12 protein-coding genes and 1 tRNA gene are annotated in these 14713 nt (G+C 48.8%); 12 read left to right on the forward strand and 1 reads right to left on the reverse strand.

The window, feature by feature from the left end:
• The first annotated feature begins 60 nt into the window (after positions 1-60).
• From rbr to B1H56_RS03595, 3 genes are all read left to right on the forward strand, one after another.
• Positions 61-606 carry a rubrerythrin gene (rbr, locus tag B1H56_RS03585; RefSeq protein WP_066518886.1) on the forward strand — a complete coding sequence of 182 codons (546 nt, stop codon included), beginning with the start codon at positions 61-63 and terminating at the stop codon, positions 604-606.
• A 130-nt stretch (positions 607-736) separates the two neighbouring features.
• A complete protein-coding gene (locus tag B1H56_RS03590; protein ID WP_066518884.1) occupies positions 737-1654 on the forward strand; it encodes a glycosyltransferase family 2 protein in 918 nt (305 codons plus the stop codon).
• 14 nt (positions 1655-1668) lie between these two features.
• On the forward strand, positions 1669-2916 hold the full coding sequence (locus tag B1H56_RS03595) for a competence/damage-inducible protein A (protein WP_066518879.1): 1248 nt from the start codon (positions 1669-1671) through the stop codon (positions 2914-2916).
• Here B1H56_RS03595 and B1H56_RS03600 read toward each other — a convergent pair.
• Positions 2910-3803: a DMT family transporter gene (locus B1H56_RS03600; RefSeq protein ID WP_066518876.1), complete on the reverse strand. Its 894-nt coding sequence runs from the start codon at positions 3801-3803 to the stop codon at positions 2910-2912. The genes B1H56_RS03595 and B1H56_RS03600 overlap by 7 nt on opposite strands.
• Positions 3804-3892: 89 nt before the next feature.
• Here B1H56_RS03600 and B1H56_RS03605 point away from each other — a divergent pair, with 89 nt between their 5' ends.
• The 9 genes from B1H56_RS03605 (at position 3893) to B1H56_RS03645 (ending at position 14642) form a co-directional block, all read left to right on the forward strand.
• Complete coding sequence (locus tag B1H56_RS03605) at positions 3893-4606, forward strand: NAD-dependent protein deacylase (protein ID WP_066518873.1); 714 nt, start codon at positions 3893-3895, stop codon at positions 4604-4606.
• A 100-nt stretch (positions 4607-4706) separates the two neighbouring features.
• On the forward strand, positions 4707-5879 hold the full coding sequence (locus B1H56_RS03610) for an NAD(P)-dependent malic enzyme (RefSeq protein ID WP_066518871.1): 1173 nt from the start codon (positions 4707-4709) through the stop codon (positions 5877-5879).
• 358 nt (positions 5880-6237) lie between these two features.
• Positions 6238-7605 carry a citrate/2-methylcitrate synthase gene (locus tag B1H56_RS03615; RefSeq protein ID WP_066518866.1) on the forward strand — a complete coding sequence of 456 codons (1368 nt, stop codon included), beginning with the start codon at positions 6238-6240 and terminating at the stop codon, positions 7603-7605.
• A gap of 108 nt (positions 7606-7713) precedes the next feature.
• Positions 7714-7787 (forward strand) — tRNA-Trp (locus tag B1H56_RS03620).
• A gap of 104 nt (positions 7788-7891) precedes the next feature.
• Positions 7892-9106, forward strand: a complete 1215-nt coding sequence (locus B1H56_RS03625) for an ROK family transcriptional regulator (RefSeq protein WP_066518863.1) — start codon at positions 7892-7894, stop codon at positions 9104-9106.
• Between the two features lie 161 nt (positions 9107-9267).
• The gene (locus B1H56_RS03630; protein ID WP_066518860.1) at positions 9268-10104 is read left to right on the forward strand and encodes a hypothetical protein; all 837 of its coding nucleotides are present in this window, start codon (positions 9268-9270) and stop codon (positions 10102-10104) included.
• A 13-nt stretch (positions 10105-10117) separates the two neighbouring features.
• Positions 10118-11077 (forward strand): sugar phosphate isomerase family, encoded by a 960-nt coding sequence (locus B1H56_RS03635; RefSeq protein WP_197502970.1) that lies wholly within the window; start codon positions 10118-10120, stop codon positions 11075-11077.
• A gap of 239 nt (positions 11078-11316) precedes the next feature.
• Complete coding sequence (locus B1H56_RS03640; protein ID WP_066518858.1) at positions 11317-13437, forward strand: oxidoreductase; 2121 nt, start codon at positions 11317-11319, stop codon at positions 13435-13437.
• Between the two features lie 146 nt (positions 13438-13583).
• Positions 13584-14642 carry a sugar ABC transporter substrate-binding protein gene (locus tag B1H56_RS03645; RefSeq protein ID WP_066518856.1) on the forward strand — a complete coding sequence of 353 codons (1059 nt, stop codon included), beginning with the start codon at positions 13584-13586 and terminating at the stop codon, positions 14640-14642.
• Positions 14643-14713 lie beyond the last annotated feature (71 nt).

Consider the following 14713-nt stretch of genomic DNA (forward strand, 5'->3'; position numbering starts at 1 on the left):
ATGAGTTTATTAATTAACCATCCGAGTTATTGATAAATCATGAAAAGGAGTATGTATTTTATGAAAGATTTAAAGGGAACGAAAACAGAAAAATGTTTACAGGATGCCTTTGCAGGTGAATCCATGGCGCACATGAAATATCTCTATTATTCTTCACAAGCAAAAAAGGACGGTTACGTTCAGATATCCAATATTTTTGCGGAAACGTCTGCCAATGAAAAAGAGCATGCAAAATTGTGGTTCAAATGGTTGCATCCGGACAATAAAGTGCCGGATACAATTACCAACCTGAAGGACGCCGCTGCGGGCGAGCATTATGAAACGTCCGAGATGTATCCTTCCTTCGCCAAGATTGCGGAAGAAGAAGGCTTCGCGGAAATTGCCCGCGAGTTCAGAGGCGCTGCCGCTGTTGAAAAAGAGCATGAGGACAGATACCGCAAGCTGACGGACAACCTTACGGACGGCAAGGTGTTTGAGCGCGATACGGAAGTGCTTTGGCAGTGCATCAATTGCGGTCACATCCAGAAATCCAAAGCGGCTCCGGAGAAGTGCCCGGTTTGCCAGCATCCGAAGGCATATTTCCAGCTCAAGGAAGACAATTATTGATTTTAGACAACAGGAAAACGGGAAACAAGCGTTTCCCGTTTTTTCTTTCCGCAAATAAAAAAGAACAAGCCTTTTTTTTTACCGATATTCGTGATAAATTAGATAGGGAATTCAGGAGCGGAGGAAAACGATGGTCGACATATTGCTTGCAACCTATAATGGGGAAGCCTATCTTAAGGAAATGCTGGACTCCCTGTTGGGCCAGACCATGCAGGATTTTCATGTCTATATAAGGGATGACGGGTCAACCGACGGTACTCCTGTTATTCTCGAAGGGTTCCGGCAGGCTTATCCGGATAAGTTTACCGTGATTCATGACGACCAATCCATCGGAAATGCACGTGATAATTTTTTTGCCCTTCTTTCTTATGCAAAGCGGGACTATGTTATGTTTGCCGACCAAGACGATATTTGGCAACCGGATAAAATTGCGCTCACGGCAGCGACCATGAAAATTGCGGAGGACGATCTGGGAGAAGGCCCGCTTCTTGCGCATTCCGATCTTACGGTGGTGGATGGGGACGACCGCGTGCTCTATCCCTCGCTGTTTGCCTTGCAGAAATTGGATCCGGAGCGTTTATATCTGAATCAATTGCTTCCGCAGAATAATATTACCGGCTGTACGGTGATGATGAACCGTGCGCTTGTACGGATCGTTCGGACAAGGAAGGAAGCGTTGATGCATGACTGGTGGATCGGGCTTGCCGCCGCTGCGTTCGGTCATATCGTGGTCGCGCCCAACCGCATCCATTACCGCCAGCATCAGGCCAATGCGGTGGGAGCCAAGGACGTGAAAAGCGCCTCCTATTTCAGGCAAAAATTGTCTAACACCGGAGGGATACGCGAATCGATCGCCGCGACCTACCGGCAAGCGGAAGCGTTTTTGGAAATCTATCAGGATATGCTGAGCGACGAACAGAAGGAGCTGATTCGCGTGTTCACGAGCCTTGGGGAATGTAACGCGCTGAAAAGAATGCGCTTGCTCTCAAAATATAAATTATATAAAAGCGGTGTTTACCGCAAAATTGGACAGATAATCTATGGATAAGGAAGTAATGGAACATGAAAGCTGAAATTTTATGCGTGGGGACAGAGCTGCTGCTGGGAGATATTATCAACACCAACGCAGCCTATATTGCCAGAGAGCTTGCCGCAATCGGTATTGACGTTTATTATCAAACTGTTGTAGGAGACAACGACGGAAGATTGAAAGACAGCCTTACGCTCGCTTTTTCACGGGCGGACGTCGTTGTGATGACAGGAGGGCTCGGCCCAACCTATGATGACCTTACCAAAGAGACGGTGGCGGAATATTTCCATAAGGAAATGGTCATGGATACGGCATCGCTGGGAAGTATAGAAGGCTTCTTTAAACGCCTGAAGCGGCCTATGACGGAAAATAATAGGAAACAGGCGATGATGCCGGAGGGGGCGACTATTTTTCCGAACAGCAACGGAACGGCGCCCGGACTCGCGGTTTCGGAAAATGGAAAGACGGCGATCCTGCTCCCCGGACCGCCTTCGGAGATGCAGCCGATGTTCCAGAGCTCGGTGCTTCCTTATTTGATGGGATTCTCAGATAAAGTTTTGATTTCACACAATGTACGGGTATTTGGCATGGGAGAATCGCGTGTGGAAGACGCGCTGCATGATCTGATGAAAAACAGCACCAATCCCACCATCGCCCCATATGCGAAAGAAGGAGAGGTTACCCTGCGCGTGACCGCCTCTGCGGATACGAAAGAAAAATGCGAAGAAATGATTGCGCCTGTGATCGGACGGATACGCGAGGTATTGGGCCAGTATATCTATGGGATCGATGTACCGAATCTTCAAACTGCCGCTGTGACGGAATTGATTAAAAAGAAGGTAACGGTCGCAACGGCAGAAAGCTGTACGGGCGGGCTTGTATCGGAACGAATCACGCAGGTACCGGGAGCAAGTGAAATTTTTGGTTGTGGGATATGCTCGTATGCAAATGAAATTAAGCACCGTGTCCTCGGCGTTTCCAAAGAAACGCTTGCCAAGCATGGAGCGGTCTCCGAGCAGACGGCAGAGGAGATGGCGCGTGGTGTGAGAAAGCTTTCCGGGGCCGATATTGGCGTTTCCACTACGGGAATCGCGGGGCCCGGAGGCGGAACGCCTGAAAAACCGGTAGGGCTCGTGTATATCGGAATTGACAGCGAGAAGCTTACAACGGTACTGAGGCTTAATATTAATTACCACAAGGCGGATGAACGGATGTATATTCGCCATATGACGGCGCAGAACGTGTTTAAACTGGTACTGAGGGCACTGGAAAACTACTGACGCGGAAGGGCTTTTTTTCTCCGAAAATCGGCTTCAAGGATCACGATTGATCCCATGATAATCGCGCCGCCCGCTATGAGTGACCAGGTGAGGGCTTCAAGCCCAAGAAGCACGGAAATAATGCTTGCGAACATTCCTTCGAGGGAAATAATGAGGGCGGACCGCGCCGCCGGAATATATTTTTGCGCCGTACACTCGAGCCAATAGGGAAGCGCCGTGCATACCACGCCAAGATACAGGGTGATCCATACGGCTGCTCCTAACATAGGCATTGATGAGGCTTTTTGTTCAAAGAGAAGGAAATAAACGAGCGCAACGACACCCGTTACTGTGATCTGAACGAAAGAGAAAGATGCTGCTTCCGACTCCTTGGCCGCATATCCGATATATGCAATCTGCATTGCGTAAGAGGCGGCACACAAGAGGGAGAGAATATCTCCGAGACTGAAAGAGATTGTCGTATCGAGCGCCCGAGTCAGGATGGAAATGCCGAAGAAGCCAATCGCGACCGCGAGGAAAGTTTTAAGGGGCGGACGTTTTTTTAATAGCAGCCAGCTGATAAACGGGACAAAAATAACGTTTGTCGTTGTCAGAAAGGCATTGTTCGAGACGTCGGTATACTGCATGCCGATCGTCTGCAACAGGAACCCGGCTGACATAAATATGCCGGCAATTACACCGTGTTTGATCTGGACTTTCGTGAGCCGCCCGATCTGGGGAAAAAAGATTATCAGCATAGCGGCGGACGCAAAAAGCATGCGGAATACAACGATCAGGGAAGAAGACATTCCATAATCCTGCGCGTATTTTGTGCCGATAAATCCGGTGCTCCATGTAAGTGCCACAACCAGCAGCATGAGGTCGTACTTAAAAGTGGATTTTCCCACGAGAATATCTCCTTTTATTTTTTTGTAAACAAATTTTATCTTAACACAATTTTTGCATGACCACAATCGGTTAGAAAGGGAGGACAAAAATGTCTGGAATTCAAAAACTGAGGGATATGATTGATGCAAGCGGCAGGATCGTCTTCTTCGGCGGTGCGGGAGTATCTACGGAAAGCGGAATACCGGATTTCCGCAGTGTTGACGGTCTTTACCACCAGACATACCGTTATCCGCCCGAGGTGATACTTAGCCATGAATTTTTTATGACACATACGGAAGAATTTTATGAATTCTACCGGGCGAAGATGCTTGCCCTTGATGCGCAGCCGAATGCCGCTCATAAGAAGCTGGCTGAATGGGAGCATGAGGGAAAGCTTACCGCAGTCGTTACGCAAAATATCGACGGACTCCACCAAAAAGCGGGATCAAAAAATGTGCTTGAACTGCATGGATCGGTCTATCGGAACCATTGCATGAATTGCGGGAAAAGCTATGATGTGAAGCGGATCGCTGAGGGAGAAGGGATTCCGCGTTGCTCCTGCGGCGGTGTGATAAAGCCCGACGTAGTCCTGTATGGAGAACCGCTCGATAATGGGACCGTTGAGCGATCCATACAGAATATTTCGCAGGCCGACATGCTTGTGATTGGCGGAACATCGCTTGCTGTTTATCCGGCTGCTGGCCTGATTGATTATTACCGGGGAGACAGGCTGGTTCTCATCAACCAGTCGCCGACTCAATATGACCACAATGCGGATCTCCTGCTGCAGGAAAAGATTGGCAGCGTTTTTTCTGAGGTATAAGCCGGAAAGACATTTCCCCCTGTTTTAGTATGACAATATTTTGTTTATCTATAATACGATAGAGAAAATATTGGAGTTAACAGCAGGGGGAGGTTTTTTGATGGACTATGAAAAAAAAGCGCTCGAAATGCATAAAAAATGGCAGGGTAAAATAGAAGTGACGAGCAGAGTACCGCTTGAAAATAAAGAGGACCTGTCTATTGCCTATACGCCTGGCGTTGCGGCGCCTTGCCTTGAGATTGAAAAGGATACTTCGCTTTCTTACGAATATACCCGCCGTCACAATCTTGTTGCGGTAGTAACGGACGGCTCGGCAGTTCTCGGCCTGGGGGATATTGGCCCGGAGGCAGGAATGCCCGTTATGGAAGGCAAATGCGTGCTTTTTAAAACGTTCGGTGGGGTAGACGCATTCCCGCTCTGTATTCGCAGCAAGAATGCCGACGAGATTGTCAATACTGTGGCGTTGCTGGCCGGAAGCTTTGGCGGAATCAATCTTGAAGATATCAGCGCGCCGCGCTGCTTTGAGATAGAAAAAAAACTCAAGGAGAAATGCGATATCCCGGTGTTTCACGATGACCAGCATGGAACGGCCATTGTCACGCTGGCAGCGCTTTTAAATGCGCTGAAACTCGTAAAAAAGGACATTCATGATATCAGCGTCGTCACATCGGGCGCGGGCGCTGCGGGAATTGCCATTATCAAACTTTTGATGGCTATGGGACTCGAGGATGTGGTTATGTGCGACCGTCATGGAGCAATTTATCAGGGCCGTGGCGATTTGAACGAAGAAAAGACGGAAATGGCCGCGATCTCGAATGGAAAAAAGAAAAAAGGAAGCCTCGAGGAGGTTATGAAGGGTGCGGACGTATTTATCGGAGTTTCCGCACCGGGAACCGTGACGGAAGATATGGTTCGTTCTATGGCTAAAGATGCGATCCTTTTCCCGATGGCGAACCCGGTCCCGGAAATTATGCCTGATCTTGCCGTAAAGGCAGGTGCGGCAGTCGTGGGTACGGGACGCAGCGATTTCCCGAATCAGATCAATAATGTACTTGCTTTCCCGGGTATTTTCCGGGGGGCACTCGACGTGCGCGCCAGCGACATCAACGACGAGATGAAAATTGCTGCTGCACGCGCTATCGCGGCCCTGATTCCCGAAGAGGAGCTAACTTCTGAATATGTGATCCCGTCGCCATTCGATCAGCGGGTTGCTCCTGCGGTCGCCAAAGCAGTCGCGCAGGCAGCGAAAGACACAAAGGTAAACCGGATTTAATCCGGATACGAAGATTAAAAAAGCGTCCAAAATTATAGTTTTGGACGCTTTTTTTTGTATGCTTAGTGTTTTTTAAAAAAGAAAAACCGTGTGTGCAAAAGGATTTTTACAAACTGGGCAATAAAAAAAGCGTTACATGAGGCCGTTTTTGTAGTATAATAAAATTATTAACAATTTGTTACCCGTTTATTAGGAAATCGTGAACTGTGATTAATTGTGGGAAGCAAAATCAGCCATGGATCATCCGATGCATGACAGAGTGTTTGTTCTATCATAAGGGGTAGAATGGAGAAGGGGGCAGTGAAGCAAAACGCTGCCGGCGAATCAATATAAAATACTGGAAAGAGGAGGAAAGTGAATGGAAAATAAAAATATTTCTGAAATCACGCCGGAAATCTACGAACTAACGGAACGAATCTATCAGACAGGCACTATTGATCCTGAATTATATACAAAATATGAGGTCAAGCGTGGGTTGCGCGATATCAGCGGCAAGGGCGTTTTGGCAGGCCTTACCCGAATATCGGATATCCAGTCTTTTATCGAAAAGGATGGCGAACGCATTCCATGCGAAGGAAAACTGTTCTATCGCGGAATCAATATCAAAGAGATTGTGCGGGGATTTATGCAGGAAAAACGTCACGGCTTTGAAGAGGTCGTATATCTTCTGTTGATGGGAAACCTGCCCGATAAGAAGCAGCTTTCCGATTTCACGAAGCTTTTGGCGCATTACCGCACCCTGCCGACCAGTTTTGTTCGTGACATTATCATGAAGGCGCCGAGCCCGGATATGATGAATACTCTCGCGCGAAGCGTGCTCACGCTTTACTCCTATGACGACAAGGCAAACGATATTTCGATCCCGAACGTGCTGCGCCAATCACTGCAGCTGATCGCCCTGTTCCCATTATTGTCGGTGTATGGCTATCAGGCATACCGCCATTATCACGACGGGCAAAGCCTTTTTATTCATGTACCGGATCCGGAACTTTCGACTGCGGAGAATATTCTGCATTTGCTCCGGCCGGACAGTAAATATACCGAACTGGAAGCAAAAATCCTTGACGTGTCACTGGTGCTCCATGCAGAGCATGGCGGCGGCAACAACTCAACTTTTACGACGCATGTCGTTTCTTCTTCGGGGACAGACACCTATTCCACGGTGGCGGCATCCCTTGGGTCGCTGAAAGGCCCGAAGCATGGCGGCGCGAATATCAAGGTTGTCCAAATGGTCGAGGATATGAAAAAAAATCTTTCCGATTGGACCAGCGAGAGCGAGGTGCGGGATTACCTTACTAAGCTGCTCAATAAGCAGGCGTTTGATAAAGCTGGGCTTATTTACGGCATGGGCCATGCGGTTTATTCGCTGTCCGATCCGCGTGCGGATATATTCAAAAGTTTTGTCGAAAACCTTTCGGAGGCAAAGGGGCTTTCCGATGAATTTAAGCTTTATACACTGGTAGAACGGCTTGCGCCTGAAGTGATTGCCAAAGAACGCAGGATATATAAGGGCGTCAGCGCAAATGTAGACTTCTACAGCGGATTCGTATACAATATGCTTAAGCTGCCTACAGAGCTCTTTACGCCGATCTTTGCGATTGCGCGTATTGCAGGCTGGAGCGCGCACCGCATTGAAGAACTTTCCAATGCGGGTAAAATTATTCGTCCAGCTTATAAGAATATCCAGGACGAGCGGCCGTATATCGCGCTGGATGAGCGTAATTGACCAATTAAAGAATAAAAACCGCTTTATCAAAAAGCGGTTTTTTTGTAGGAAAGTAATTGACGCAAGACGGGGTTTCGGGTATAATTTAATATGTTGCTTTTGGTAAATAGGGGTGTAGTATAATGGTAGTGCATTGGTCTCCAAAACCAATTGTGGGAGTTCGATCCTCTCCACCCCTGCCACTCTGAAAGCGGGCACCGGCGTTTTTACCGGTGCTTTTTTTGTCAGCGCATTGTTTTTTGGCGTGCCTTACAGTATAATGGGCTAATATAGGGAGAAAAAACAAATGCCGACCTATTCAACTATCAGTGAACGACACAAGAATATGCTCAATATTCTGCGTTACATTATGCATACGGGCGAAGTCTCAGCGAACGATATTACACAAGCGACCGGTCTTAGCTTTGCGACGATCAGCCGCGTGCTTGCTTCACTTCTGGAAGCGAAGTTTATTGTGAAGTGCGGGAAAACGTGTATCGAAATGGGACGCCATCCGGAGCTGTTTTCTTTCAACGGAAAATGCGGATACCTGGTGCATTTTTTTATCGAAACAGACTCAGTTTCGGCGTGGATTGCTGACTTTGGGAAACATATTATCGCAAAAGCGGCGAGAAAAATTGCGCGTGATATCACGCTTGAGGAATTGGCGGATAAATTCGCCGAGCTTGTTTTTTCGCTGACGGCAAAACTTTCTCTCGATAAGGATCAGGTATTGGCTGCCAGTATAGCGGTTCCGGGCGTTGTAGACGACAAGAACCATGTGATTCGGCGTATTCCGAACCTCTCCGGTCTGAATGACAAGAATTTGCGCAGGCAGATCATGGAGGGACTGAACATTCCGGTCCTCATTTCAAATGAGGCGCGGTTCTGTGCTCTTGGGGAAAAAATTTGTCGTTTTCCCTATGTAGATGATATTGTTTATGTAGATATCACCAAGTACAGCGGAATCGGCGCAGGTATTCTGCTCAACGGCGGGATTTTCAATGGGAAGAACGGTGTGGCCGGAGAGCTTGGAGATATTATTATTGACACCCATAACCTTGATTACGAATACCGGGAGCAGGAGGGCTGTCTCGAAACGCTTGCCGGCCTTGCGACTCTTTACCGGAAGTGTGAGCATTTGATTGCGGAAGGGAAGGCTCCTGCACTGGGGCGGGAACTGAAGAATGGCCTCCTTGATTTTGATATGATCGAACGCGCCATATCGGAAGACCGGGCAGTGGAAGCCGTATATGACGAAACCGTGAGGATGTGGAGCATTGCGATCATCAATATCATATCGATCCTGAACCCGGAACTTGTCATATTGGGTGGCGTACTTGACGGCAGGAACAGGAAAACACTGGAACGGATTGACCACTATGTAAAAAAAGCTATCTATCATGATGTACATATCCGGCTTACGACATTGGGCGAGAAGGCCCAGCTTTTTGGCGGCCTTGATATGCTTACGTCCTATACGTTCGATACCATTATCACAGAAAAAATTATCCAAATCTAAATTTTAGGGATTGACAAATGCCTGACTATTGTGTTATTAATATAAATATAGTTTATAATTTTTTTGTAGATACTTCTTTTCAAACTGAAAAAAACTAACTCAACGGCGAGATAATTGAATAAAGAAAAATTCCTTGTAGCTTACAGATGAAAGGAGAGAATATGTTTTATCCGAACATTGTGGATGTAATTCCCGAAAAAAATATTGTATGTATTTCACCGCATTATGATGACTTTCTGTTTTTCTTGGGCGGTTATCTTCTCGAACTAAAGGAACACGGTCTTCTTGGAAGCAAGAAGCTGACTAATATCAGCACTTTTTCGCGCTCGAATTATCAGGAACGCGATTCGGAGGGCAATAAGGACGCAAGCCTCAAGCGCGTGCAATACGCGACCGGCATTCGCCTGATCGAGGATTTGGAATGCCTTGACGCGCTGCTTGGACCTCATAATTATTTCTACCGTGTCATGGGCGAAGAAGAAAGCCAGGTGCGGGGGAAGATATTGAACGAGGGAGAAGGCGAGATGGAGATGGCCTTTGGAAGCTATGAAAACATGGACGGTCACGACCGGGAGATTCTCGCCCGCATGAAAGATGCGGCCATGGACTATATGGCCCAGGAGGATACGGCCGTTATTTTGCCGCTTTCCATGAAAGGGCATATCGATCATTTCATTGTCCGCGAAGCGGGGCTTACCGCCGCCAAAGAGGCCGGAAGCTCGCGGCGCGCAGCTGTGTATTTTGCCGAAGATAAACCCTATGCGGGAATGATGGACGGTGTTGAGAGCAAAATAAACGATGATTTTATAGCCGCGAACGGTCTTGCAGATAAGGCCTTTGCGCACCATCCCGAGGAAATACTGGAGCTTGCGTTCAAACATTACCCCAGCCAGGTGGATGAAGTCTACAATACAGGGATACGCGATCGCAGCCGCTATTTAAAGGAGCTGTATAATGTATCCTGTGAATGCGACAGAATATATCAATATAATAAATAAACGGAGGTAATTGATGATGGAACTGAACATGATGAGCACAATCAAGGGCTCGATGCTGGAAAATTTCTTCCCGGCAGGATGGGACTTGCAGAAAATAGAAGATTGCTGTGCGACTCCCCCGGAACATGCACTTGACCGGATGCCGCACTGGAACAAGGATTTTAGGACAGAAGAATGTGAAGACGTTGCAAGTTTCAATATGCAAATGGGATATGAAATCGCAAAGCAGATCAAGCGCGTGCGCGACGCGGGCAAACAGATGGCGCTCATTCTGTCGGTAGGACCAATGGGGATGTATCAGTGGGCGGTCTACTTCCTCAGGGATTGGAACTGTAGCTGTGATCACGTGTGGGGCTTTAATATGGATGAATGGTCGGACGCGGAAGGAAATACGCTTCCCTCCGACGACCCTGGAGCGTTCCAGAACGCTATGGAACAGAATTTTTACGGGCCTTTGGGCGACCTGACGGTTCCACCAAGCCAACGTAATTTTGCAACGAAAGATAATCTACCGCTGTATCCTGAAAAAATTCAGAAAATTAAAGACGGCGGCGGCGAGTTGATTACTATTTACGGTATTGGGCGGTGTTTCCACATCGCGTTTTGGGAACCGCATTTCGCGGCAGACTATGCGAATGTCGAGGAATGGAAAAAGGCGCCTTACCGTGTAGGAGCAAAATTGCATCCCATGACGATCGAACAGAATTCGCTTATCAGCTTCAAAAGCCGCGTTACGCTGATCCCGGCGCGTGCGAATACCATCGGCCCCGGCCTGTTCCTGAATTCCGATTATTGCATCGGCGGCGTGGACGGTGCGGTCGGCCGCGGTATGAACTGGCAGGGAATGACATTTTTCGTTACGCTCAAGTATGGCCCGGATATGTGGGTTCCCTCAAGCTGGATGCCGACTCTGCCCGGGAAATTCTTTGTTGTCAAAGAGCTGGAAGGGCCGCTCGTTCCCGAGTGCAACTGACCAGTAATTAAAATAACCTCTCTTAGTTCAAAGGCCGGCGGGAATGCGCGGATACTGAGCATTCCCGGTTCGCCGGCAGGGTCTGTGACTTTTATTATTGTTCACAGGCGTCCTGTATTTGCTAGTTTCTAAAGGACGCCGGATATCGTATTTTTGCACTCTTTTTGGCCATATCAATATAAAAAATCTAAAGCGTAAAAACCTAAATACGAACGATTAAGAATGAAGGGGATTTTCAAATGAAAGAGTATTACAAGCACTTGTTTGAACCAATCGAGATCGGGAATATGGTGGTACCCAACCGCATTTGCCATGTCCCGACGGATATCGGTGCGTCTTACTCCAATGGGGAGGCAAGCGAAAGGGACGTATATCACCATTCCCAGCTTGCAAAAGGTGGCACGGGGCTTATTATTGTAGGCGCGACTACTCCGGAAATGGAAACGGGGAAATCGACCGTTAACTGCACGGCGGCAGATGGAGACCAGTTGATTCCCGGCCTGAACAGGCTGGCACAGGGAATCCAGCGTTATGGCGCAAAAGCCTGCATCCAGCTCGAGCATCCGGGACGGCAGGGGGCTATGCCCCGCTATCCCGTATATTCCGCCAGCGATATGGTCATGAGCATGCCGTGGTCCCAAAGCCATGAAATACTTTATGAAAACGAAGAGGCGAAAGGCAAAGCGGTCCGCCAGATGAGCACAGAGGATATTATTAACCTTGTCGGGAAATTCTCGGATGCGGCATGGCGGTGCCAAGCGGCCGGATTTGATTCGGTAGGCCTGCACGCGGCACATGGCTATTTAATTTCACAATTCATGAGTCCTTACCTCAACAGGAGGACGGACCGGTATGGCGGCAGCCTAGAAAACAGGATGCGTTTCGTTCTTGAAATCATTTCTTCGATCCAGCGGAAATGCGGCCATGAATTCCCGATCATCGTGCGTTATTCGGCAGACGAATGGGTAGCGGGCGGCCGGGAGCTTGACGAGTCCATCAAGGTGGCGCAGATATTGCAGGCGGCAGGCGTTGCCGCACTTGACGTCAGCCAGTGCATACAGGAAAGCCCCGGCGCGGGTTTTGATCCGATGTACTATCCCGAGGGATGGACGACTTATGCGTCTGAAGCCATTAAAAAGGTCGTGGATATTCCGGTTATCATCAGCCACTCGCTTCGTACTCCTGCATTTTGCGACAAGATTATCGGGGAAGGCTTGACGGACATGGTGGGGCTTTCGCGTCAGCTGCTGTGCGACCCATATTGGCCGGTAAAAGCAAAATATGGAAAAGACGATGATATCCGTAAGTGTATTTCCTGTCTGACAGGGTGCTGGCAGGAATCGCACATGGCAAAACGCCAGGTTACCTGTGCGATCAATCCGGCCATGGGTGATGAAAGCTTCGCAAAGATGAAAAAAGCGGATAAACCGTGCAGCATCGCGGTGGTCGGCGGCGGCCCTGCCGGTATGGAGGCAGCGCGGCATGCGGCGCTGCGCGGGCACGAAGTTACCATTTTTGAACGGAAAGGCGAATTGGGCGGCGCTATTCTGGGAGACTGCCTGGTGCAGGGAAAAGAAAAAATGAAATGGTATGCCGACTGGATTCGGAATCAGCTTCGCAAGCTTGACAATGTAAAAGTAGTGCTGAACCATACGCCGTCTGTTGAAGAACTCAAAAAATTCGATATTGTGGCGAATGCGACGGGTGCGTCTTCCTATGTTCCTCCTGTATTTGGTAATGCAGAAGCGGTCGTGCCATTTGAAGAAGTACTGGCCTGTCCCAAGGTAAACTGCGAATTCAATCCGGGCGGACGCAAAATGGCCAAAGTGGGCGAGAAAGTCCTGGTATGGGGGGATCATTATGCAGCCGCGGACACCGCGCAATTCCTGGCTTCTATTGGTAAAGAAGTTACCGTTGTAACGGAACAGCCGCAATTTGCAGCCAAGGTAGAAACGATTCATATGTATGTAGCGCGTAAACGCTTCAATCTGGAGGAGGCAGAAGCCCTTACTCCGCATCCGTATAAGCACAAGGTTGAAATCCTTGAGGGCGCGACCGTGCTAGAAGTTGGAAACGGGAAAGTAATTGTGCAGGACAAAGAATTCAGCAGAATTGAGCTTGCGGTTGATACGGTTGTTACATGCCATGTAAAACCCAATGTGGAATTTCTCGAAGAAGCGATTGAAGCTGGATTGCAGATTGTCAATATCGGCGACTCTGTACGGCCGCGGAACTTACATGCCGCGGTAATCGAGGGTGCGGTATTCGGCAAGAATGTAGATGGCGATGCGCTTACTAATCCAAATAATGCGCCAATTAACGATCTGCCGATCGACGTTTTAGAACAGCTGACAAGATAAAACGGCATATGGTATAAATTGGGAATCAGGGTATTCCGCGCAGCGGAAAATGCTGCGCGGGACACCCGGTTTGATTGGTGTACGAAAAAACGGAATTTTAAGCGGGAATGCTTGAAATAGAAAATGAAATAATAAGGAGGAATATTATGATGAAAAAGTCTGGAATCCTGGCACTGGTTGCCGTACTATTGGTAGCGGTACTTGTATTTGCTGCCTGCTCTCCGGCTACACCGGCAGCAGAATCATCGGCCCCGGCTGACGATGCTTCCCCGGCATCTTCCGGCGAAGCATCCGCGTCTGCCGCTGACAGCGGAAAAAAATTGAAGTTTGGTGAAATTGCACACGATCGTGCTTTGGAATGGGTAAACTACGGTGTTCAGAACTTTGAATATACCTGTGAGCAGCTGGGCGTAGAACCTGTGGTAATTGATGCGCAGAACGATATGGAAAAAGTACTCGCCGGCATGGAAGACCTGCTCTCCCAAGATGTAGATGCGGTTTCGGTATACTCCTTCAGCCCGGATCTAGATGCGCGTGTGGCGCAGATGGCACGTGATGCCGGCATTCCGATTGTGTTTGAAAACGCGGTTCCGGCCGACTCTGTGGACCGTGACGCCGTGACCTGCTGCACCTATTATGATATCGGCTATGCGGCGGCTAAAATGATCGGCGACAAATACCCCGGCTCTAAATTCGTATATATTATGGGACAGCCGGGAATGAACATTACGGAGCCGTACAATGATGGTATTGCGGCGGCGATCGCGGATGGCGCGGATACGGAAATGGTAGAGTCGGCTCCTACAAACTGGACGGCCGAAGAAGGCATGAACGCTACGCAGAATTTGATCCAGTCCGGAAAAGAATTTGATGTGATTTTTGCCAACAACGAGCAAATTGCGCAGGGCGTTGTAAAGGCGCTGGATGCAGCAGGCCTCAAAGACAAGATTCCGATCATCGCGACAGGCGGAAGCCCGCTGGGGGTGGAAATGCTCGAATCGGGAGACCTCTATGGAACAATCGCGGCCCCGACGTCGTATATGGGCGCGCTTTCGGCAAAGAAGCTCTATGACCTTACGAACGGGAAAGCTGTAGAAGAGATGACGTATCTGCCGCTGCTTCCCGCAACTAAGGAAGAGATCGACCAGATTATTCCGTGGACCCCGGGCGCGGAGGTTATCGAAGCGATTGGCGGTCTTGACTGACAAAATGACTGATTGACATGAAGGATAGGGGATAACGGGCAGGGTGTCCTGCCCGTACCCCATCTTTGGTA

This window comes from Christensenella minuta, from assembly GCF_003628755.1.
Classification (GTDB): domain Bacteria; phylum Bacillota; class Clostridia; order Christensenellales; family Christensenellaceae; genus Christensenella; species Christensenella minuta.